Raw genomic sequence first — 22,199 nt, 5'->3', positions numbered from 1 at the left:
CATGGCTCTGCTCTATCACGCCTGGATGACGATTTTTGTCAGGCCATGGCCGCTGAACCAGGTAGTCCCTCCGCCCCTAGGGCTACCTGCGGACTTCCCCCTGCAGACCGCAAGACGCCGTGGCTGCGGCAGGGGCGTCTGGCCAGAGGGTGGATTTCTTTCCTGTCTGCCAAGGAGAGCGCCTTTTTGTAGTGCGAAAGTCGCCCTGACTACGCTCGCGACTCCCATTCGTCGTCGAACCGCCGCATAATCGGCCTTTCGCTTGCGCCCGAGTCCGTTCACGCATGAGTTCCGCTCGCTATCGCCTCGCTCTCAACGGCTACGGTCGCATCGGTCGTTGCGTGTTGCGTGCCCTGCACGAGCGCGGTGCGGCGAGCGAGCTCGCCATCGTCGCCCTCAACGATCTGGCCGACCGGCCCAGTCTCGAATACCTGACCCGCTTCGACTCCACCCATGGCCGCTTTCCCGGGCGGGTGGCGCTGGACGGCGAACGCCTGCGCATCGGCGACCAGGCCCTGGAGATCCGCCGCGAGGCGGAGCCCGAGCGGGTGGACTGGCGCGCACTGGACGTCGATCTGGTGCTGGAATGCTCCGGCGCCTTCAGCACCCGTGCCGAGGCCGGACGCTTTCTCGCCGCCGGCGCGCCGCGGGTGCTGTTCTCCCAGCCCATGGTCAGCGAGACCGACGTCGACGCCACCGTGGTCTATGGCGTCAACCAGCAGGCCCTGCGCGGTGACGAGACGCTGGTCTCGAATGCGTCCTGCACCACCAATTGCAGCGTCCCGGTGCTGAAACTTTTGCACGAGACCCTGGGTCTGGAGTACGTCTCCATCACCACGATCCACTCGGCCATGAACGACCAGCCCGTGATCGACGCCTACCATGCCGAAGATCTGCGGCGGACGCGGTCGGCGTTCCAGTCGATCATCCCGGTGGCGACCGGCCTGGCGCGCGGCATCGAACGCCTGCTGCCCGAGCTCGGCGGGCGCATCCAGGCCCGCGCCGTGCGCGTACCCACGGTCAACGTCTCCTGCCTGGACATCACCTGCATCGTCGGCCGCGACACCACGGCGCCGGCGCTCAACACCCTGTTGCGTGACGCCGCCCAGAGCGGTCCCCTGGCCGGGCTGATCGACTACACCGAGTTGCCCCACGCCTCCTGCGATTTCAACCACGATCCCCATTCCGCCATCGTCGATGGCAGCCAGACCCGCGTTTCCGGCCCCCGGCTGGTCAATCTGCTGGTGTGGTTCGACAACGAATGGGGCTTCGCCAACCGCATGCTCGACGTCGCCGGCCATTGGCTGCGCATCGCCAAGCCCACCTGAAACAAGCACAACTAAGGGATTGCCTGTATGTCCGTGTTGAAAATGAGCGACCTCGATCTGAAGGGTAAGCGCGTCCTGATTCGCGAAGACCTCAACGTTCCGGTGAAGGAAGGCCAGATCAAGAGCGATGCCCGCCTGGTCGCCGCCCTGCCGACCCTCAAGCTGGCCCTGGAAAAGGGGGCCGCGGTGATCGTCTGCTCGCACCTGGGTCGTCCCACCGAAGGCGAGTTCAGCGAGGAAAACAGCCTGGCCCCGGTCGCGGCCTACCTGAGCAAGGCCCTGGGCCGCGAGGTGCCCCTGGTGAAGGACTACCTGGACGGCGTCCAGGTGGAGCCGGGTCAGCTGGTGCTGCTGGAGAACGTGCGCTTCAACGCGGGCGAGAAAAAGAACGCCGATGAGCTAGCGAAGAAATACGCCGCCCTGTGCGACATCTTCGTCATGGACGCCTTCGGCACCGCCCACCGCGCCGAGGGTTCGACCCATGGCGTGGCCAAGTTCGCCAAGGTCGCCGCGGCCGGTCCGCTGCTGGCCGCCGAGCTGGACGCCCTGGGCAAGGCGCTGGGCAATCCCGCCCGCCCGATGGCCGCCATCGTCGCCGGCTCCAAGGTCTCCACCAAGCTGGACGTGCTCAACTCCCTGGCGCAGATCTGCGACCAGCTGATCGTCGGCGGCGGCATCGCCAACACCTTCCTCGCCGCGGCCGGCTACAAGGTCGGCAAGTCGCTGTACGAAGCCGATCTGGTGGACACCGCCAAGGCCATCGCCGCCAAGGTCAGCGTGCCGCTGCCGGTGGACGTGGTGGTCGCCAAGGAATTCGCCGAGACCGCCCAGGCCACTACCAAGTCGATCAACGACGTGGCCGACGACGACATGATCCTCGACATCGGCCCGGTCAGCGCCCAGCAATTCGCCGACCTGCTCAAGTCGGCCAAGACCATCCTCTGGAACGGTCCGGTGGGCGTCTTCGAATTCGACCAGTTCGGCGAAGGCACCCGCACCCTGGCTCAGGCCATCGCCGACAGCGACGCCTTCTCCATCGCCGGTGGTGGCGACACCCTGGCCGCCATCGACAAGTACGGCATCGGCGAGAAGGTCTCCTATATCTCCACCGGTGGCGGCGCCTTCCTCGAATTCGTCGAGGGCAAGGTCCTGCCGGCCGTCGAAGTCCTCCAGCAACGCGCCCAGGAGTAATCGCCATGCGTACGCCGCTGCTCGTCTGTTCCGCTGTCCTGATGCTGGCCGGTTGCGCCGGTGGCAATGCCGACAAGGCCTGCGCGGTGTTCGCGCCGCCACCGGCGGCAGCCGCCACGCCCACGGCGCAGAATGGCGAGCGGGTCGATACGCTCAATGGCAACGCCAGCCGTCCTGCCAGCGGTTGCGCCCAGTGAAGGGGCGCACGCTCGCCCTCGGTCTGCTGGGTCTCGCCGTGCTGACCGGCTGTGCCGGTCGCGGCGCGCATCAGACGGGCGGCTGGACCCACTGGGTCTGCGATTCCAAGGCGGCCTTCGACTGGCGCTATGTGGATCGCAGCCAGTCCATCGTCGACCTCAAGCTGGAAGGCGATGGGCTGATCCGCCATCTCAACCGCGAACCGGCCACTGATGGCCAGTCCTATACCGACGGGCTGGTGGCTTTGCATATCCGCGGCGACCAGGGACTCGTCTACTGGATCGCCAACAACGACCTCATCGGCCGCGGCTGCCGGACGCCTTGAAGCGGCGAATGTCAGCTGAACCGATTAATCCAGGGCGGCCAGGGGTCGGCCGCTTGAACCCTGCCAGCCGCTCATGCAGGCTGGCGCCACCACCGCCTTTGTAGGGAGATAATCACCAATGGCACTCGTCAGCATGCGTCAGCTGCTGGATCACGCCGCCGAATTCGGCTACGGCGTCCCGGCCTTCAACGTCAACAACCTCGAGCAGATGCGCGCCATCATGGAAGCCGCCGACAAGACCGATTCGCCGGTCATCGTTCAGGCCTCCGCCGGTGCCCGCAAGTACGCCGGCGCTCCCTTCCTGCGTCACCTGATCCTGGCTGCGGTGGAAGAATTCCCGCACATCCCGGTGGTCATGCACCAGGACCACGGCACCAGCCCCGACGTCTGCCAGCGTTCCATCCAGCTGGGCTTCTCCTCGGTGATGATGGACGGCTCGCTGATGGCCGACGGCAAGACGCCGTCCGACTACGACTACAACGTGCGCGTCACCCAGCAGACCGTGGCCTTCGCCCATGCCTGCGGCGTGTCCGTGGAAGGCGAGCTGGGCTGCCTGGGCAGCCTGGAAACCGGCATGGCCGGTGAAGAAGACGGCGTGGGCGCCGAAGGCACTCTGGATCACAGCCAGCTGCTGACCGATCCGGAAGAAGCCGCCCAGTTCGTCAAGGCCACCAAGGTCGACGCCCTGGCCATCGCCATCGGCACCAGCCACGGCGCCTACAAGTTCACCAAGCCGCCGACCGGGGACACCCTGTCGATCCAGCGCATCAAGGAAATCCATGCGCGCATCCCGGACACCCACCTGGTCATGCACGGCTCCAGCTCGGTGCCCCAGGAGTGGCTGAAGATCATCAACGAGTACGGTGGCGACATCAAGGAAACCTACGGCGTGCCGGTCGAGGAGATCGTCGAAGGCATCAAGTACGGGGTCCGCAAGGTCAACATCGACACCGACCTGCGTCTGGCCTCCACCGGTGCCATCCGCGAGTTCATGGCCAAGAATCGTAGCGAGTTCGACCCGCGCAAGTACCTGGCCAAGACCGTCACCGCCATGCGCGACGTCTGCATCGCCCGTTACGAAGCCTTCGGCACCGCCGGCCAGGCCTCCAAGATCAAGCCGATCTCCCTGGACGCCATGTTCGAGCGCTATGCCCGCGGCGAGCTGGATCCCAAGGTCAACTGATCCCGCGCTGCAGGAAAAGGCCCCGTATGGGGCCTTTTTTTATGGCCCGCAGCCAGGCTCAGGCGCTTTGTTGCAGCGACGCCTGATCGGCTTCGGCGGCCAGGCAGGCGCGGGCGAGGAGCAGCCAGAGACGCTGGTGCAGGGTGTTGAGCGCAGGCAGCAGCTCGGCGCTGTGGCGATAGACCGCGGAGAGGGAATCCTCGGCGAGATCGAGCCGGGGGCAGTGACGCTGCAGGTAGTCGCCCAGGCTGACCGTGGCGATGGCGGGAGGCAGGGGCAGGTCGCAGGCCAGCCAGTCCGCGACCCGGCGTCGATAATCCTGCTTGGCGAATTCGCACAGGGCATTGATCTGACTGGGGCCCTGCGGTCGCCGCTGCAGGGTGCGGTATTCCTTCACCAGCAGGCGCGCCTCGCGCAGGCGCTCCACGTCCGGATAGCGCTCGGCCAGGGTGAGCAGCAGCCGATAGAGCTCGGCAGCCTGCTCCTGGCCGGGCAGACGCTGGGCCAGGGCCCGTTCGATGCGCTGCCGATAGAGCGGCGCCACGGCCAGCAACTGCTGGCGCGCGGCGGTCTGCCAGGTATCGATGGCCCGATACTCCTGCAAGTGCTCCTGGTTGAACGCCCCTTCGCCGTGAACGACGTGGGCCAGTCCATGACTGTGCAGCTCTTCGTAGAAGGCCAGCAGGCAGCGCCGCTGGCTTTGCTTTTCCGCTTCCTGCCAGGCGTCCGCAGTGCCGGCGGCCAGCAGCAGGATGCGTTCGCGGACAGTGTCTGCCTCAAGGGCGCGGGTGGTCCGCTCCAGCGGCAGGTGCAGGGGTAGCCAGGGGCAATCGGGCCAGGCATGGCCACTCCAGCGCTGCAGGTCCGTGTCACTGTCCTGGACCGGTTCCGGAACCAGCGTGGCCACCGTGGCCGCTGGCTCCGCCTCGGGCTGGCGGCCGGCCAGGCGATGGACCAGCAGGGTCAGGGCGCGGCCATGCGCATCGGGCTGCTCCAGCAGGGCACTGGCAGGGCGCCGGTCGTCCAGCAGTCCGGGGAGCGGATGCCGCTCGGCCCAGGCGATCCGCTGCCGATCCGCCGGATGACGACCCCAGTAGCGGCTGCTGGCGGAGGTCGGCGTGGGGGAGAGCGTCTGGCGAGCCAGCAGGGCCGCGTGCAACTCCAGCAGATTGCCGACCAGGCCCTGGGCCGCGGGTGCCGTCAGGCTGCGCCGTCTGGCTTCACGCCAGGCCTGCTGGGCCAGGCGCGTCTGGCGCGCCGTCGCGCGAAAGGCCGCGCTGCCGCCCAGCAGGACCTGGTAATGATCGGCGCGGGCTTCCCGGCGCTGGCTGGCGGTGCGGGTGAGGCGCTGGCCGCTGGCAAAGAGCAGTCGGGCCCAGCCACGGGCGACGCGGGCGAGGAGCCCTCGGGACGCCGCCTGGCCGAGGCGTTCCAGTTGCGCGAGGCAGGCATTGAGCAGGGCGCCCCCCAGACGATCCAGACCGCTCACCTGGTGCCCCAGCACATGGGCGAGGCTGGCCAGGTACTGATCGCGGGTGAGGGCCGTCATCAGCGGCAGACCCAGGCGCAGCGTCCGGGTCCTGACCGCGAAGCGGATGTCGACCTCCGCCGTCAGCAGCAGGCGCCGAGGCGGGCAGACCCCCATGGCCTGGCAGAGCGCTGCGATCAGCGAATGCAGCGCCGGCTCCTGGGCTGGCGTCAGCGGCCGTTCGGCGGCGGCTTCTGTTCCTCGGCCCGGGCGCGGCGCCAGAAAGCCCAGGGCCAGCCAGGCGCCCAGGCCGGCCAGCGGCAGGGCCAGGCCACAGGCGACGACGATATCCTGGTGCAGCAGAGTGATGAAGGCCGCCAGGGCACAGATCGCCAGCAGCAATCCGGCCAGGCCCGGCAGCAGATAGAGCAGGCTGAGCGTCAGGCCGAGGAGCACGGCCGCCAGCAGTTGCAGGCGCTCACCCAGGGAGAAGGCCGGGCGCGGCAGGCCCGCTGCCTGCAACGCGGCCAGACGCGCCTGCAGATCGAGGTCCTGGGCGACGGGGGTGGATTCCTGGCGTTCGACCAGATGGACATCCAGTCCCGTATCTCGCAGCCGCTCGACCCATTCGTGGGCTTGCGCGCTGGCCAGATCCCGCTTGAGGACACCCCTGGCCGGGGGCAGCAGGCGCTCCACCTGCTCCGGTGCCAGCTTGAGCTGATAGAGCAGGCTGATCCTCAGGGTGTCGGGGGAAACATCGTCGCGGCAGCTGCCGCTGAGCAGGAGATCGTAGCGAGCCATGGGCAATCCTTTGCGCAGTCGTCCGCCGGGGCGGTAGGTAGAAATCCAGAGCGGCTTTCTACCTCACTGCTGCAATCGCGTTGCGTGCATGGCTCTCAGTTGCGCGGCCCCGGGCCGCTCTGGCACGCCCTTCTGGCGGATTCGTGACCGATTACCGCTCCGCTGCGGTCAGGACCTCTTCCATCCAGGCCACCATGGCGGCGCCATCCATGCCCAGGCAGACCGTGACCAGCGGATTGCCGGACCAGCGCCCGTCCAGGTAGGCGCGCCCCTCGGGGGCGAAAAAGGTCTGGCCTTCCGCCAGGCCTTCGGTGCCGACGCTGAGATGACCGCGAGCGGTGTGGAACAGCTCGGGGCGGCGCAGATAGGCGAGGGCGCAGCTGTCGTGGGGATGGCAGCCGTCGATGTCCTTCACGCTGCGGTAGAAGTCCGCATAGAAGTCATAGCTGCGGGCGAGCACCTCGCCGAGGGCGCCCTGGCGCGCCGCGATGCGCTGCAGGCGGGGCGGATCGAGCACGGCGCGGTGGGTGGCATCGAGGCCGACCAGGGTCAGTGGCCAGGGAGCGGCGAAGACCCGCGCCGCGGCATGGGGGTCGGAAAAGATGTTGGCTTCGGCCACCGGCGTGACGTTGCCCGGCTCGACGATGGCGCCGCCCATCACCACAACTTCGCGGACGCGCTCGGCGACCGTGGGATCCAGCGCCAGGGCGAGGGCCAGGTTGCCCAGCGGCCCGACCGCCACCAGGGTGATCTCGCCCGGTCGCAGGCGGGTCTGCTCGACGATGAAGCGCGCCGCATCCAGGGCGTGGGGTGTCTGGCTTGGTGTGGGCAGCTGCTGGTTGCCCAGGCCATCCTGGCCATGCACGTGCAGGGCGTGGTTGCCGGCCGGCTTGACCAGGGGCTCGGCCACCCCTGCCGCGACGGGCGTGTCCCGGCCGGCCAGCTCGGTGAGCAGCAGGGCGTTGCGGGTCGCCGTGGTGACCGGCACATTGCCGAAGGTGGTGGTCAGCCCGATCACCTCGAAGGCGGGATCGGCAAACAGCAGGGCGATGGCCTGGGCGTCGTCCACGCCAGGATCGGTATCGAAGATGATGGGAAGGGACAAGAGGCTTTCTCCGGCTCAGATCTCTTCCCAGGCTACCCGAGGGGCAGCGCCCCTTGCTAGCTGGGCAGGTCCAACTCGCCCAGCGCATCCGGCTGGTTGCGAAACGCCCGGGCGAAGACCTCGCGATTGCGGGCCATGAACAGCCCCAGGTCTTCGTACTGCTTCTCGGCAAGACCGGGTACGGCCTTGTCCAATACGCTGGCGAGCGACTCGGCCAGCTCCAACATCTTGTCGTGACGATCGGCTTCGGCTTTATCCATGAACAGGCGCTCCGGATCTCGGCTGCTGCGATACAACACTTCGACGGCCATGCGTCACCTCGTATTCTGTATCTGGCTATATATACAGTATTTGGCTTGTCGCGGGATTGCAAGGACTACCGCTCGGCGGTCAGCCTTCGGTCACTCATGGCAATTTGCCAATCGTTCGACATTTCTGCGTGTCTCCAGATTTGCCTCGGGAAACTTAAGCGCGGAAGCTGGTCTCTGAGTCTGGACCAAACGGGCATCACTGCCCGCCTTTATCCGGATCACCTCCGGCTCACGGAACGAGACCGCCAATGCCTGCCATTTTTATCCGTCCGCTTATTGCCGCGCTTGGCCCGTCTGGGTCGATCGAGGTGCGGGCGTGAGTTCGACCCTCATCATCCTGGCCATCACGGTCGCCAGCTTTCTGCTGGGGTTCCTGCGCGACCTGTTGATCGCCCGCCAATTCGGCGTGAGCTGGGAAGCCGACCTGATCTTTGTCGCGCTCATCCTGCCGGTGTTCTTCGAGAGCTTCTTCGGCCTCGCCCTGCGCGATGCCATGATTCCCTATCTGCAACGCATCCGCGACCGCTGCAACGCCCAGTACGAGCAGGTCGGTCGCTGGCTGTACTGGCGCATCGGCCTGTTCGGCCTGCTGTTGTCGGTGATCGGCGTCCTCGCCAGTCCCTGGCTGATGCATGCCCTGGCGCCGGGCTGGAGCGACGAGCAGGTCGAGACCGGCAAGCTGGTCTTCGCCGTCGGTACCCTGCTGATCTGCGTGCAGGCCGTCCTCTATTGCCAGGGCGCGCTGCTCAACCTCGATCGCATCTTCATTCTGCCGATGACCCGCACCCTGATGCTCAATCTGGGCGCCATCCTGGCCATCGTCATCCTGCAGCCGAGCGGTATCGCGCTGTTCACCGGCATGCTGCTGCCCCAGGTGCTGCTGATCGTCATCCAGCACCGCCGCCTGGGCTATCTCGGCGAGCGCTCGGTGGCCTTCGAGAAGCCCGAAGGCAGTCCCTTCGCCGTGACCTTCGCTCCCGTGCTGCTCGCCGCCGGCGCCCAGCAGGGTTGCATGCTGGCGGAGCGTTTCTTCGCCTCGCTGCTGGCGGAGGGCAACATCACCATGCTGTCCTTCTCCTACCGCATCGTGACCATTCCGCTGACGCTCTATGCGCTGTCCATCCTGGCGATGATCTTTCCCGAGCTGACCCGCAGCTGGAACGAGGGCAATGCCGACAAGTACAGCGCGCTGATGCGCAAGGCGCTGCTCGGGACCCTGCTGTTCCTGGTGCCGGCGGCCGTGGTGCTGTTCAGCTACTCCGAGCCGGTGGTCAAGGTGCTGCTGGAGCGCGGGGCCTTTGGCGCCGAGCAGAGCGCGGCGACCGCCACCCTGGTGGTGGCCTATGCCCTGGGTCTGCCCTGGATGGGGCTGGCCCTGCTGTGGGGGCGTGCCCTGCTGTCGCAGCAACGCGCCCGGACCTTCCTCTACGCCACCCTGGCCAGCTCCTTCATCACCGTGGCCCTGGACGCTGTTGTCTATCGGCCATTCGGTGCCCAGGGACTGGCCTACTCCTTTACCACCGGAGCCTTCCTGCAGGCGGTATTCATGGCGCTGGCGCTCTATCGCCACTCCCTGGCCGGCCTGCACCTGTCGCTGCTGCTGCGCTGGTTCAGCGCGGGCAGCGCAGTGGCCCTGCTGAGTTTCCTGTTGCCCAAGCCGGTCGGCCTGCTGGAGCTGATCGTCAGCGTCAGCGTGGCCATGCTGGGCTTCCTGGTGCTGTTGCTGGTCCTGGGCGAACGTGACCTGTTCCGCCGCGGCTATTGGGCGCGCGGTGACTCGGGCACGGGGCGCGCTGAACCGACGAGTTGAACGGCCGTCGCTGGACGGCAAGGAAAAAGGTGGCGATCTGCAGCCATTGGTCGCTATCTGTTACGAAGTCATGAATTTTTGATTTGGCTTCGAGTCGCACGGAAAGATTGATCCCAGTCAAAGAATTTCTGATGGAAGCTTTTTTCCATTTGCAAGAGATCGGACATGTAGTTGGGGTCGGCACTTCGCATGGTGGCTTTGCTCGCTACCGACATTCTCTTTGAAAGGAATCGATCCTATGTCCTCCCAATCCCCTGTCACCCGTATCGGCATCGTCGGTACCGGCATGATCTCGCGCTGCCTGGCCCGGCTCATCAGCCGTCACTATGACGACATGACCGTGACCCGCGTCCTGACCCGCCGGCCCATCGCCACGGTCACCGACTATCCGCTGACCGAGGCGCTCACCCAGTCGGTGGCGGATCTCATCGATCATTGCGACCTGCTGGTGGAGTGCAGCGGCGACCCCTACCACGGCACCGAGATCATCGAGCGCGCCTTCGAGGCCGGCATCAAGGTGGTCACCATCAATGCCGAACTGCAGGTGACGACCGGTTCCTACCTGGCCGGCAAGGGCTTCCTGACCGAGGCCGAGGGCGACCAGCCGGGCTCGCTGGCGGCGCTGCACGAAGAGGCCGTGCAGATGGGCTTCAAGCCGCTGGTCTACGGCAACATGAAGGGCTATCTGAACCACAACCCGACGCCGGAAGACATGGCCTACTGGTCCGCGCGCCAGGGCACCAGCGTCGACCAGACCACCTCCTTCACCGACGGCACCAAGGTGCAGATCGAGCAGGTGGTGGTCGGTAACAACTATGGCGCGACCATCACCCGCCAGGGGCTGGAAGGCCTGAATTCGACCAACCTGCAGGACAGCGCCAACATCCTCGCGCAGATGGCCGAGCAACTGGGCCAGCCCATCGTCGACTACGTGATCCCCAGCGGCTACTCCGCCGGTGGCGTCTTCGTGGTCGGTCGCCATGACGAAGACCAGGCCGGTGCCATCGAGTACTTCAAGCTGGGCAAGGGCCCGTACTACGTGCTGGTGCGCCCCTTCCACCTGTGCTCCCTGGAGGTCGGCAAGACCCTGAGACGCGTCATCGCCGGCGGCAAGATCCTGCTCAACAACTCCACCACGCCGACCCTGAGCGTGGCCGCCATCATGAAGAAGCCCATGGCGGCCGGCGACGTCATCGAGCGCGGCATCGGTGGCTACAGCGTGCGCGGCGAGGCGGTCAAGATCGCTGAGTGCCCGGATCACCTGCCGATCGGCCTGCTCAAGCACAGCGTGCTCAAGCGCGCCCTGGAGCCGGGTCAGATCGTCACCTTCGACGACGTCGAACTGACCCCCAGCCGCGCCCTGGACATCGTCCTGCAACAGCATCGCGAGGCGATCCATCGCCAGCTGCTGGAAACCCAGCTGAGCGAGTCGGCCTGGAACGCCAGCGCCGATCTCGCACCGGTCGCGCTGCCCAAGGCGGTGGGTGCGGTCCTGTCCTGATTTCGCCGAGGCGGAACGCGAAGGGGCCCTGAGGGCCCCTTTTTCATTACCCGCCGCTGGCGGCGGCGCGGAGGCGGGCGACGGTGGCGGGGAGTTCGTCCATGTGCGCGATCAGGGCGGTCACGCCCAGCGCGCTCAGGGTCTCGCCATGGCTGGGCGGAATGTGGCTGGCGCCGGTAAAGCCGATGACGCGCATGCCGGCCGCCAGCGCCGCGCGCACGCCGGTGGCGCTGTCCTCGATCACCAGGCAGCGCTCCGGCGCGACACCCATCGTCCTGGCGGCCAGGAGATAGACATCGGGTGCCGGCTTGGGCTGGGCCACCATGTCGGCGCTGAAGATATGGCCCGCCACCCGCTCGACCAGATCGGCCCGGCGGACCGAGGATTCGACGCTGTGCCTGAGGCTGTTGGAGGCGACCGCCAGTGGCAGGTCGATGCTCTCCAGGGCACGCTTCACCCCGGGAATGGCTTCCACGCTGGTGGAGATCAGCGTTTCCGCCTGGGTGCGCAGGTCGCTGAACAGCGCGGGCGGCAGGGTGATGCCGAAGCGCTGCTCGACCAGGGCGAAGATGTCCCGGGTGGTCAGGCCAAAGGTCCCGTGCAGCAGGGCTTCGAGTTCGGCGCGCGGTGCATGGGCGGCCAGGCCGTCGAGGACGACGCGTTCGGCGAGGATTTCGCTGTCGACCAGCACGCCATCGCAATCGCTGATCAGCAGTTCCACAGGGGTGACGTTCATCGGTATTCCTTGCAGGGGGATTTCATGGTCGGGCCGTGGGCCCGGGCCATTCGAAACGGCGGGAAAGAAGCGCGGAAGCAGGACTGGCGAGGGTTTGCGCCGCTGTCCGAGTGGTCGAAAACCGGCTCCACAGTACCTTGCATGGCGCGACAAATTACCTCTTGTCAAAAACGATTTCGGTCTCCGGAGGGTAATCGCTTTCCAGAAAAATATGGCGTAGAGTTCGAGAACTGTGTTTGCTTGGGTCGCCGTCGATCGTGACCTGAGGCGGTAGGCTTTCCGTCCACCCCTTGCTGCTCGATTCTTGTTACTCCTTGCAACTCAGTACCGGGTGCCTGGTCTATGCAACGCGCTGCCGCGCCAGCACCTGTCATAACAAACCCGTTATTCCAAGGAGCAACACCCGTCATGTCGAATCGTCAGAACGGCACCGTCAAATGGTTCAACGAAACCAAAGGCTACGGCTTCATTACTCCCGAGAGCGGTCCGGACGTGTTCGTTCACTTCCGCGCAATCGAAGGCAAAGGTTTCAAGACCCTGGCTGAAGGCCAGAAGGTCAGCTTCGAAGTCGTGCAAGGCCAGAAGGGCATGCAGGCAGAGCACGTACAGGTCATCTGACACCTGACGTCGCCCGAAGCTCACGAAAAACCCCGGCCAGGCCGGGGTTTTTCGTTTATGGCGTGTCGAGCGGTGCTATAGCCCGCTTCACTCGACGTTCTGCGCGCTCTTTTCCGGTTCGGCCGCCAGCGGCTTGACCCGGCGCCCGGTCTCCCGCGAGGCCTGCAGGAAGATCGCCGCCGCCAGCATCGAGAGCGCGCCGACGCAGAGAAAGGTCGCGCGAAAGGCGGACAGCACCTCGGTGTCGCCATAGTCGTCCTGGAAACCGCCCAGCAGGGCGGCCGCACAGGCCACGCCAAAGCTCATGGCCAGTTGCATCACCACCGACAGCAGGCTGTTGCCGCTGGCCGCCTGCTGGTCGTGCAGGTCGATGAGGGTAATGGTGTTCATGGCGGTGAACTGCATGGAATTCACCGCGCCGAGGATGCCGAGGTGGATGAGCAGCCAGACGAAGGGCGTCGAGGGACCGATCAGGGCGAGGCTGGCGATCAGGCAACCCAGTAGCAGGGTGTTGCCCACCAGCAGGCGGCGATAGCCGAGGCGCCCGATCAGCGGACCGGCGATGGGCTTGGCCAGCATCGCCGACAGCGCCAGGGGCATCATCAGCAGGCCGGCCTGGGTCGGCGAGTAGCCGAGGCCCACCTGGAACAGCAGCGGGATGAGAAAGGGCAGGGCGCCGCTGCCGAGGCGGGCGAAGAGATTGCCGAAGATTCCCACCGCGAAGCTGCGGATGCGAAACAGCTCGGCGGAGAACAGTGGCTGGTCGTGGTGCAGGGCGCGCAGCCAGTAGGCCACCATGCAGGCCATGCCGGCCATCAGCAACAGCACCACCCGCACATGGGGCAGGTGCAATTCGCCGAGGCCTTCCAGGGCGATGCTGATGAGGATCATGGAAGTGCCGAAGAGCAGGAAGCCCAGGCCGTCGAAGCGTTGCGGCAGGGGGCTGCGCAGATCCGGCAGCAGGCGGCGGGTGGCCAGGCAGCCGAGGATGCCCACTGGCAGGTTGATCAGGAAGATCCAGTGCCAGGACACGGCTTCCACCAGCCAGCCACCCAGGGCCGGGCCGGCCAGAGGGCCGATCAGGCCGGGAATGGTGATGAAGCTGAGGATGCGGACCAGCTCGCTGCGCGGATAGACGCGCAGGATCACCAGGCGCCCCACCGGCAGCATCAGCGAACCGCCGAGGCCCTGGATTACCCGGGCGGCGATCAGCAGGTTGAGGCTGGGCGCCAGGGCGCAGAGCAGCGAGCCAAAGGTGAAGAGGGCGATGGCGGTGAAGAAGACGCGGCGACTGCCGAAGCGATCGGAAATCCAGCCCGAGGCGGGAATCAGCAGCGCGACAGTGAGCAGGTAGGCGATCACCACCCCCTGCATGCGCAGCGGATTCTCGCCGAGGTCGGCGGCCATGCGCGGCAGGGCGGTGTTGACGATGGTCGCGTCCAGCGACTGCATGAAGAAGGCCACGGCGATCAGCCAGGGAAGCCAGCGGGCCGTGGTGGTATCCAGGGTCGGGGAGGGCATGGGAGGTCCTTGTCGAGACAGCCGACTACCCGCTCTCTGACTGTCTGGCGGCGGCAGGGTGCCCCGCTCCTTCAGCGCGAGCGGGAATCTAGCAGCGCCTCGATCCGCTGGTCCTTCTCTGCCCAGAGCGTGCTGACCCACTGCTGGAAGCCTGCGCGGAATTCCGCATCTTCGCTGTAGTCACCCGCCCAGCGCGCCGGATCCAGAGGTCGCGCGCGAATATCGATGATAACGCGTTTGACTCGTCCGCAGAGCAGGTCCCAGAAGCCGGGCACGCGACCGTCGGGATAGACCAGGGTGACGTCCAGCAGGGTGTCCAGCTGCTCGCCCATGGCGGCGAGGACGAAGGCCATGCCGCCGGCCTTGGGCTTGAGCAGGTGGCGATAGGGCGACTGCTGCTCCGCATGCTTGGCGGCGGTGAAGCGGGTGCCTTCCAGGTAGTTGACGATGGTCACCGGCTGGCGGCGGAATTTCTCGCAGGCGCGGCGGGTGATGGCCAGGTCCGCGCCCTTGAGTTCCGGGCGGCGGGCCAGCTGGGCGCGGGTGTATCTCTTCATGAAGGGGTAGTCCAGCGCCCACCAGGCGAGCCCCAGGAAGGGTACCCAGATGAGCTCCTTCTTCAGGAAGAACTTGAAATAGGGCACCTTGCCGTTGAAGGTCTCGATGAGCGCGGGGATATCGACCCAGGACTGGTGATTGCAGATGACCAGGTAGGAGCGGTCACGGCTGAGCGCCTCGGTGCCGCGGATGTCCCAGTCGGTGGGGGTGAGGCGGGCGAAGATGGCCTTGTTGATCTCGGCCCAGGTCTCGGCGATGGCGGTGACCACCCGGGAGCAGAGGTCGCGCAGCGCGACAAGGGGCAGCAGCTTGATCAGGGCGAATACCAGTAGCGGACCGATCATGACCAGGGTGTTCAACAGGAGCAGCGCAGAGACGGTGATACCGGTCAGGAGGTGCATGGATTCTCTCGTCTAGAACTTGGGGCGATAGTCTTTGGCGTGACATAGCATTTTGCGATCATCCGCCTCTGGATGGCTGCCGCCGATCCGCTGCGAAGTGAACGCCATGCTCAAAAAGGTTACCAGTGCCGAGGTCTGCCTCGGCATGTACATCCACAAATTCGAAGGCAGCTGGATCGACCATCCGTTCTGGAAGGCGCGCTTCCTGCTGCAGGAGCCACGCGACCTGCAGAAGATCCAGGACAGCGCGGTGACCGCGGTGTGGATCGATATTGCCAAGGGCCTGGATTGCCGGTCCCCGAGCGAGTGCTCATCCGCCCTGGAACCGGTGGCGGTCCCTGAGCCCGTTGCCGCGCCGGTCGCTGCCCCCGCGGCGCTCCCCGCTGCCGCTCCGACCCCGGAGACGGACACCGCACCGGTCGCCGCCATCAGTTGTCCGCAGGAAATGGCGCAGGCGTCGGCGGTCAGCGCCCACGCCAAGCAGGAGGTGGCGCGGCTGTTCCAGGACGTGCGCCTGGGCCAGGCCATCGAGCTGAGCGAAGTGGCGACCGTGGTCGAGCAGATCTCGGCGTCGGTGTTGCGGCACCCCACGGCACTGATCAGCCTGACGCGGCTGCGCACGGTCGACGAGTATACCTACATCCATTCGGTGTCGGTCTGCGCCCTGATGACGGCGGTGGCGCGGCAAATGGACCTGCCGGCTGAGCAGGTGCTGCTGGCCGGTCAGGCCGGTCTGCTGCACGACGTGGGCAAGATGCGCACCCCCGTCGAGGTGCTCAACAAGCCGGGCAGGCTGACCGAGGCCGAATTCGCCGTGATGCGGCGGCATCCCGAGGAAGGCGTCGCCCTGCTGCAGCAGTGGGGCGCATCCGCGGAGGTCATCGACGTCTGCCTGCACCATCACGAGAAATTCGATGGCAGCGGCTATCCCCATGGGTTGGCCGGCAACCAGATCAGTCTGCTGTCGCGCATCGCCGCGGTCTGCGACGTCTATGACGCCGTCTCCTCGACCCGGCCCTACAAGACCGCCTGGAGTCCGGCCGAGGCGATCCGGCGCATGGCGGAGTGGAAGGGGCACTTCGATCCCCGGGTGTTCCAGGCCTTCGTCAAGACGCTGGGCATCTATCCGATCGGCTCCCTGGTGCGGCTGAGCAACGAGCAGCTGGCGGTGGTGGTCGAGCAGCACCCGGACAGCCTGCTGACCCCGCGGGTGCGGGTATTCTTTTCCGCGCGTTCGCGCACGCCGCTGCCGCAGCGGTTGCTGGATCTCGCCCGGCCGCCCGCCGACGAACGCATCGTGCGGCGGGAAGATCCGCAGGAGTGGGGCTTTCGCAATCTGGAGCGGCTCTGGCAGCAGGCCTAGCGCCGGCTCAGGGGCGGGTCGCCTGCAGCGAGGGCCGCTCGCCGGTACGGGCGTACCAGGCGGCGATGCGCGGACAGTCGCTGCGCCAGGCCCAGGTGGGGATGCGGAAGTCCAGATAGCCGAGCAGGCAGGCCATGCCCAGGCTGGCCACGTCGAATTCGCCCTCCAGTTCGGCGATGGCCTCGCGCTCGAAGTAGTCCAGCGCCCGGGCGATCTTTTCCTGCTGGTTGTCCAGCCAGAGCTTCCACTGCATGCCCGGTGGGCGCATGAAGCTCTCGTAGCGGATCTGCACCGCGGCTTCCATCATGGCGTCGCACAGCGAGGCCAGGGTCAGGCGCCGCCAGCGCTCCGGGCCCTGCCGCGGGATCAGCGGGGTGCGCGCGTGCAGGGTATCCAGGTAGTCGAGGATGACGCGGCTGTCGTGCAGGCAGGTGCCATCGGCCAGGCGCAGGGCAGGAATCTTGCCGGCGGGGTTGGTATCGAGGACGTCGCGATTGGGGTTGAGCGGCGTCTGCTGGACGATTTCCACCTCCACCTGCTCGATCAGGTCCGTCTCGTGGAGCATCACCACGACTTTGCGACCGAAGGGCGAGGCGGGAGTGTGGTACAGGATCATGGACATGGGCCGGGCTCTCCAGAAGGCAGGACTGCATTCGCTTGTGGCGAATCCCTGCACTGTAAGCCCTAGGCCGTCCCGGGTAAAAGATGGCCTTGGTCGTAGGTGGCCGGATCAGGCCAGGCCGGGTAGCTCGACGTATACCCCCAGCCCGCGTCCCTGCAGGCCTTCGCCCAGGTGCAGGCTGCCGCCATGGATTTCGACGATGCGCTTGACGATGGGCAGCCCCAGGCCGCTGCCGACGTTCTGGCCAGCGCTCTCGCTGCGGTAGAAACGAGTGAAGATCACCGCCCGTTCTTCCGGACTGACCCCGGGGCCGCTGTCGCAGACGTCGATACGTACCTGGCCGGGCACCTCCTCGACGACCCGGACCAGCACCTGGCCGCCGCTGGGGGTATAGCGGATGGCATTGCCCACCAGGTTGGTGAGCAGCACGCCCAGCCAGGTGGGAATACCCGACAGCCTGACCTCCTGATCCTCCAGCACCAGGTCGATGTTCTTCTCGATGGCCAGGGGCGCGAGTTCCGACAGGGTATCCGCCGCCAGCCGGCCAAGATGGACGGGGACGAACTGCTCCTGCAGGGCGCCGCTGTCCAGCCGCGCCAGGAGCAGGATCTGCTCCATCAGCTGGCTGATGCGTTCGGCGCTGCGACGCACCTGCACCAGGCCGCGGGCATGGGCCTGGGGGTCGCTGGACCTCAGGGCGACCTGGGTGTGGGTCAGCAGACTGGCGAGGGGGGTGCGGATCTCGTGGGCGGCGTCGCTGGTCAGCCGGCGCTCCGCCTCCAGGGCCCCGTCCAGGCGTTCCAGCAGGGCGTTGATCTCCTCCACCAGGACCGCGGCTTCCAGCGGCACCCGGCTCAGCGGCAACGGCTCCAGGCGCTGGGCGGAGCGCTGCTTGATCTGCGCGGCCAGCTGGCGCAGGGGTTCCAGACCGCGGGTGACGCCGAACCAGATGAGGGCGGCCAGCACCGGCAGGGCCAGGGCCAGGGGAAACAGCGAGCCGAGCAGCAGCAGGTTGGTGGCGCCGCGGCGATCGGCCAGGTTTTCGTAGATCCAGATGCGCCCCTCGCCGCTGCTCAGCCGCAGCACGCGCCAGTGCTGCCCCTCGGCCAGCAGGCTGCTGAAGCCGGGCGGCTGGTCGGCCAGACCGACCGGCGGCGCCGGGGTGCCGAGGCGCTGATCACCGGCCTGCAGCAGATAGCCCAGGGCGTTGCGCCGCTTGAACAGCGGCAGGTCGGCGATGGCCGTGCGGCTGCGCTCCAGGGCCCGGGCCGCGGGCGGCAGACTGCGGTCACCGCCCTCGCCCAGGGTGGCCAGGTGCAGGGCGGCCGAGCCGAAGTCGAGCATGTCCTCGTCCGCCAGGCGATTCACCTGGCGCAGGACCAGCTGGTAGGTCACCAGGGCGGCGATCAGCCAGCAGGCGAAGATGCCGCACAGCAGCAGCGTCAGCAGCCGCCGGCGCAGCGAGACGGCCGGGCCGTCGGTCATGGAGCCGGCCGCTCGGGCTGGTCGATGCCGTAGCCGATGCCGCGCACGGTGCGGATCAGGCTGGTGCCGAGCTTGCGTCTGAGGTGATGGATATGCACCTCGATGGCGTTGCTCTCGACGTCACCGTCCCAGCCATAGAGCGCCTGCTCCAGGCGATTGCGCGAGAGCACCTTGCCCATGTTTTCCAGCAGCAGGCGCAGCAGGGCGTATTCCCGCGGTGCCAGCTCCACCGGCTGGCCGGCCAGGGTCACCCGGTGGGTGGCCGGATCGACCCGCAGCTCGTTGTGCTCCAGTTGCGGCAGGGCCCGGCCGGCGCTGCGGCGGGTGAGGGCGCGGACCCGGGCGAGCAGTTCGTCCAGGTCGAAGGGTTTGGTCAGGTAGTCGTCGGCGCCGGTGTCCAGGCCGGTGACCCGGTCGGTGACCTTGTCGCGGGCGGTGAGGATCAGCACCGGGGTGGCGTCGCCGCGCTTGCGCAGCGCGGCCAGGACCTCGAGTCCCGAGCGGCGGGGCAGGCCGATGTCGAGCACCACCAGATCGAAGGGATCGGTTTCCAGCGCAGCCTGGGCGGCCTGGCCATCGGTCACCCAGTCGACGGTATCGCCTTCCAGGGCCAGGCCGGCGCGGATGCCGTCGCCCAGCAGCATGTCGTCTTCGGCCAGCAGTATTCTCATCGGATTTTCCCAGGCGGTTGAGCGGTTTTACCGCTCCGGGCCGGCCTCGGCAAGAGCGGTGACCATCTCCAGGATGGTCAGCCTCCAGCCTAGGCCAGGGCGCTTAAGGCCGGATTAACACGGCTCAGGGACGCTGGGCGCTGACCCGCCAGATCGTATTGCCGACATCGTCGGCCACCAGCAGGCCGCCGTGGCCATCGTTGACCACCCCGACCGGACGTCCCTGGGCCTCTTCCTTGCCATTGAGGAAACCGGTCAGCAGGTCGCGCGGCGGGCCGCTGGGCTTGCCGTTCTGGAAGGGCACGAAGACGACCTTGTAGCCGCTCTTGGGATCGCGATTCCAGGAGCCGTGCTGGCCGACGAACATGCCGTGGCGAAACGCCGTCGGCAACCCGCTGTCGGCGCTCGCGAAGGCCAGGCCCAGGGAGGCGGTGTGGGTACCCAGGGCGTAGTCCGGGGTCAGCGCCTTGGCCACCAGATCCGGGCGGGGCGGCTGTACCCGGCTGTCCACGGTCTTGCCCCAGTAGCTGTAGGGCCAGCCATAGAAGCCGCCGTCCTGCACCGAGGTGGCATAGTCCGGCACCAGGTCGCTGCCGATCTCGTCGCGTTCGTTGACCACCGTCCACAGTTTGCCGGTGCTGGGCTCCCAGTCCAGCCCATTGGGGTTGCGCAGACCGGTGGCGAACAGGCGTTTCTGGCCGCTGGCGCGATCCAGCTCCCAGATGGCGGCGCGGCCTTCCTCGATATCCAGGCCGTTTTCGCCGACGTTGCTGTTGGAGCCCACGGTGAGATAGAGCTTCTTGCCGTCGCGACTGGCGATGACGTTCTTGGTCCAGTGGTGATTGATGCCCGCCGGTAGCTCGGTGACCGTCACCGGCTGGCCTTCCAGGCGAGTCGCACCGGGGCGATAGGAGAAGCGCACCAGGGCATCGGCATTGGCGACATAGAAGTCCTCGCCCACCAGCACCATGCCGAACGGCGAATGCAGCTGTTCGGCGAAGACGGTGCGGGTCTCGGCGACGCCATCGCCGTCGGCATCGCGCAACAGGGTGATGCGGTCGGCGCTGGGCACCCCGGCGCCGGCCTTCTTCATGAACAGACCCGCGATCCAGTTCTTGATCCCGGGAAAGCCCTCGCGCTTGGGCGCATTGCTTTCCGCCACCAGCACATCGCCATTGGGCAGCACATAGAGCCAGCGCGGATGGTCCAGGCCACGGGCGAAGGCCTGGACCTGGGTGCCGGGCGCGGCAGTGGGCTTGCCGCCTTCGGGCCAGCCGACCGCCGGGGCCACGTTGATGGTCGGCAGCAGTGTCTTGTGGGGTTCCGGCAGGGTCGGCGTCGGCCCATAGCCGGCTTCGCGCTGCAGGCGCGCGGTCTCGCCGCAGCCGAGCAGGGTCACGGCGGCCAGGGTCAGGGCCAGGGTACGCAAGGGATGGGGCGTGCTCAGGGGCATGGCAGGGCTCTCGCGAGGGGCTCGCAGGATAGAGCCCGGCTGCCGGCGAACGTTCCGGGGCTGGTTCCGTGGCCATCCTGGGCATCTGTGCAGTCCGGTTTTGAAAATGACTCTTTTTCCCCAGTCGGTCTTTTTGAGTGCTCGGGCGCTGCGCTCGTTTTTTCACGGATACGGAAAGTCTTGCCGATTCAAGGTGTTAGCGGGACTGCGCCGAGGTCTGCGGAAAAGCGCCGGCTATCTGACGTAAATCAAAGCGTAACCATCTGTTTTTGAACGAAAAAATTCACTAAAGCTGGCGCAGCTGACGCCGATAGCTGCCCCAACAATGACGACGAAGTCGCACCCAGTGGCGCCGCAAGCGGACGCGGCCGCCTGAACTCGCCTACGCCAGGACCCGCTAGCTTGCGGGGGCGGGGAGTCTTTCTTTTCACAGGTGCAGTCATGCAATCCCTTACCCGGCGCTTGCGCCAGTTTTCCCTGCGGCTGGCCGGTACCCTGGCCCTGAGCAGCGCACTCCTGGGTTCGGCCCAGGCGGTCGACCTGGTCGGTCTCAACTTCTCCGGTGCCGGCTTCGCCAGCCAGGTGCTACCCGGCCTCAACAACCGCAACTACATCTTTCCCAGCGAACAGCACTTCAAGGACTGGAGCGCCAAGGGCATCAAGCTGGTGCGCTTTCCGATCATCTGGGAGCGCATCCAGCCCAACCTGAATTCGATGCTGGATCCGGACTATGGCGCCCTGGTCACCCAGACGCTGAATTACGCCCAGAAGTATGGCGTCAAGGTGATCCTCGACCTGCACAACTATGCGCGCTATCGCGGCGAGGTGATCGGCGCGGGCAAGGTCACCTACTTCAACTACTGGGACGTGACCTATCGCCTGGCCTTCCGCTTCGGCAAGCACCCGGCGCTCTTCGGTTACGACATCATGAACGAGCCCCACGACGCCGTGGCCTTCTGGCCGACCGCCGCCCAGCACGGCATCAACGGCATCCGTACCGTGGACAGCGTCCACCCCATCATCGTCGAGGGCAACGGCTGGTCCAGCGCCGCGCGCTGGCCGCAGTGGAACGATCCGCTGCTGGCGCTCAAGGACCCGGCCAACAAGCTGATCTTTTCCGCCCACGTCTATTTCGACAATGACGGTGGCGGCCAGTACGCCAGCAAGGACATGAGCGGCTTCGACCCCATGGTCGGGGTGAATCGCGTCAAGCCCTTCGTCGACTGGCTGAAGAAGAACGGCAAGCAGGGCTACATCGGCGAATTCGGCGTGCCGGACGACGATCCGCGCTGGCTGGTGGCCATGGACAACATGCTGGCCTATCTCAAGCAGCACTGCATTCCGGCCAGCTACTGGGCCGCCGGTCCCGGCTGGGGCAACTACAACCTGGCGGTGGAACCCATCAACGGCGTGGATCGACCCCAGTGGGCGACCCTGAAGAAGTACGTCGACAGCAGCAGCTGCGCGAGCATCGGTCCCAAATAAGCCCGGCCAGCGATGGCGGTCCCCGGGGTCGGCAGGCTACCCTTGCCTTTTAACCGTGCCAGCCC

At 66.7% G+C, this 22,199-nt stretch carries 20 protein-coding genes; 10 read left to right on the top strand and 10 right to left on the bottom strand.

Annotated features, from left to right (window positions below; genetic code table 11):
• Positions 1 to 284 precede the first annotated feature (284 nt).
• From epd to fba, 5 genes are all read left to right on the top strand, one after another.
• Positions 285 to 1,328: an erythrose-4-phosphate dehydrogenase gene (gene epd / locus DBY63_RS06475; protein ID WP_042135368.1), complete on the top strand. Its 1,044-nt coding sequence runs from the start codon at positions 285 to 287 to the stop codon at positions 1,326 to 1,328.
• Between the two features lie 27 nt (positions 1,329 to 1,355).
• Complete coding sequence (locus tag DBY63_RS06470; protein WP_027598233.1) at positions 1,356 to 2,519, top strand: phosphoglycerate kinase; 1,164 nt, start codon at positions 1,356 to 1,358, stop codon at positions 2,517 to 2,519.
• Between the two features lie 5 nt (positions 2,520 to 2,524).
• Positions 2,525 to 2,716: a hypothetical protein gene (locus DBY63_RS06465; protein WP_007161288.1), complete on the top strand. Its 192-nt coding sequence runs from the start codon at positions 2,525 to 2,527 to the stop codon at positions 2,714 to 2,716.
• Entirely contained in the window at positions 2,713 to 3,042 is a 330-nt protein-coding gene (locus DBY63_RS06460) for an MliC family protein (protein ID WP_108581511.1), read from the top strand. The genes DBY63_RS06465 and DBY63_RS06460 overlap by 4 nt, the downstream gene beginning before the upstream one ends.
• Before the next feature lie 118 nt (positions 3,043 to 3,160).
• Positions 3,161 to 4,225 (top strand): class II fructose-bisphosphate aldolase, encoded by a 1,065-nt coding sequence (gene fba / locus DBY63_RS06455; protein WP_007161286.1) that lies wholly within the window; start codon positions 3,161 to 3,163, stop codon positions 4,223 to 4,225.
• 58 nt (positions 4,226 to 4,283) lie between these two features.
• On the opposite strand, the gene DBY63_RS06450 is transcribed toward fba, so the two are convergent.
• From DBY63_RS06450 to DBY63_RS06440, 3 genes are all read right to left on the bottom strand, one after another.
• Positions 4,284 to 6,494, bottom strand: coding sequence for a M48 family metallopeptidase (locus DBY63_RS06450; protein ID WP_108581510.1), 2,211 nt, complete (start codon positions 6,492 to 6,494; stop codon positions 4,284 to 4,286).
• 151 nt (positions 6,495 to 6,645) lie between these two features.
• Positions 6,646 to 7,599 carry a nucleoside hydrolase gene (locus tag DBY63_RS06445; protein WP_027598236.1) on the bottom strand — a complete coding sequence of 318 codons (954 nt, stop codon included), beginning with the start codon at positions 7,597 to 7,599 and terminating at the stop codon, positions 6,646 to 6,648.
• A 56-nt stretch (positions 7,600 to 7,655) separates the two neighbouring features.
• The gene (locus tag DBY63_RS06440) at positions 7,656 to 7,910 is read right to left on the bottom strand and encodes a YebG family protein (RefSeq protein WP_108581509.1); all 255 of its coding nucleotides are present in this window, start codon (positions 7,908 to 7,910) and stop codon (positions 7,656 to 7,658) included.
• Positions 7,911 to 8,226: 316 nt separating this feature from the next.
• Here DBY63_RS06440 and DBY63_RS06435 point away from each other — a divergent pair, with 316 nt between their 5' ends.
• Positions 8,227 to 9,720 carry a lipid II flippase MurJ gene (locus DBY63_RS06435; RefSeq protein ID WP_027603073.1) on the top strand — a complete coding sequence of 498 codons (1,494 nt, stop codon included), beginning with the start codon at positions 8,227 to 8,229 and terminating at the stop codon, positions 9,718 to 9,720.
• A gap of 238 nt (positions 9,721 to 9,958) precedes the next feature.
• Complete coding sequence (locus DBY63_RS06430) at positions 9,959 to 11,221, top strand: saccharopine dehydrogenase NADP-binding domain-containing protein (RefSeq protein ID WP_027603074.1); 1,263 nt, start codon at positions 9,959 to 9,961, stop codon at positions 11,219 to 11,221.
• Positions 11,222 to 11,267: 46 nt separating this feature from the next.
• Here the strand turns inward: DBY63_RS06430 and DBY63_RS06425 are convergent, their stop codons facing one another.
• A complete protein-coding gene (locus DBY63_RS06425; RefSeq protein WP_108581508.1) occupies positions 11,268 to 11,957 on the bottom strand; it encodes an HAD family hydrolase in 690 nt (229 codons plus the stop codon).
• A 408-nt stretch (positions 11,958 to 12,365) separates the two neighbouring features.
• On the opposite strand from DBY63_RS06425, the gene DBY63_RS06420 reads away from it, so the two are divergent.
• Complete coding sequence (locus tag DBY63_RS06420) at positions 12,366 to 12,575, top strand: cold-shock protein (RefSeq protein WP_007161279.1); 210 nt, start codon at positions 12,366 to 12,368, stop codon at positions 12,573 to 12,575.
• A gap of 87 nt (positions 12,576 to 12,662) precedes the next feature.
• On the opposite strand, the gene mdtD is transcribed toward DBY63_RS06420, so the two are convergent.
• Both mdtD and DBY63_RS06410 read right to left on the bottom strand, forming a co-directional pair.
• Entirely contained in the window at positions 12,663 to 14,096 is a 1,434-nt protein-coding gene (gene mdtD / locus DBY63_RS06415) for a multidrug transporter subunit MdtD (protein WP_007161278.1), read from the bottom strand.
• A 71-nt stretch (positions 14,097 to 14,167) separates the two neighbouring features.
• Complete coding sequence (locus DBY63_RS06410; RefSeq protein ID WP_077171364.1) at positions 14,168 to 15,055, bottom strand: acyltransferase; 888 nt, start codon at positions 15,053 to 15,055, stop codon at positions 14,168 to 14,170.
• Between the two features lie 106 nt (positions 15,056 to 15,161).
• Between DBY63_RS06410 and DBY63_RS06405 the strand changes: the two genes are divergently transcribed.
• A complete protein-coding gene (locus DBY63_RS06405) occupies positions 15,162 to 16,418 on the top strand; it encodes an HD-GYP domain-containing protein (protein WP_108581507.1) in 1,257 nt (418 codons plus the stop codon).
• A gap of 7 nt (positions 16,419 to 16,425) precedes the next feature.
• On the opposite strand, the gene DBY63_RS06400 is transcribed toward DBY63_RS06405, so the two are convergent.
• The 4 genes from DBY63_RS06400 to DBY63_RS06385 form a co-directional block, all read right to left on the bottom strand.
• Positions 16,426 to 17,040 carry a glutathione S-transferase family protein gene (locus tag DBY63_RS06400; RefSeq protein WP_037007333.1) on the bottom strand — a complete coding sequence of 205 codons (615 nt, stop codon included), beginning with the start codon at positions 17,038 to 17,040 and terminating at the stop codon, positions 16,426 to 16,428.
• Between the two features lie 108 nt (positions 17,041 to 17,148).
• A complete protein-coding gene (locus DBY63_RS06395) occupies positions 17,149 to 18,525 on the bottom strand; it encodes an ATP-binding protein (protein WP_108581506.1) in 1,377 nt (458 codons plus the stop codon).
• Complete coding sequence (locus DBY63_RS06390; RefSeq protein WP_027598241.1) at positions 18,522 to 19,196, bottom strand: response regulator; 675 nt, start codon at positions 19,194 to 19,196, stop codon at positions 18,522 to 18,524. The genes DBY63_RS06395 and DBY63_RS06390 overlap by 4 nt, the downstream gene beginning before the upstream one ends.
• A gap of 124 nt (positions 19,197 to 19,320) precedes the next feature.
• Positions 19,321 to 20,649: a sorbosone dehydrogenase family protein gene (locus tag DBY63_RS06385; protein ID WP_108581505.1), complete on the bottom strand. Its 1,329-nt coding sequence runs from the start codon at positions 20,647 to 20,649 to the stop codon at positions 19,321 to 19,323.
• A gap of 441 nt (positions 20,650 to 21,090) precedes the next feature.
• On the opposite strand from DBY63_RS06385, the gene DBY63_RS06380 reads away from it, so the two are divergent.
• Positions 21,091 to 22,134, top strand: a complete 1,044-nt coding sequence (locus DBY63_RS06380; protein ID WP_027598243.1) for a glycoside hydrolase family 5 protein — start codon at positions 21,091 to 21,093, stop codon at positions 22,132 to 22,134.
• Positions 22,135 to 22,199: the final 65 nt, after the last annotated feature.

The organism is Pseudomonas sp. RIT411, assembly GCF_003057735.2.
GTDB lineage: Bacteria > Pseudomonadota > Gammaproteobacteria > Pseudomonadales > Pseudomonadaceae > Chryseomonas > Chryseomonas oryzihabitans.
This window is presented reverse-complemented; position numbering and strand designations above follow the sequence as displayed.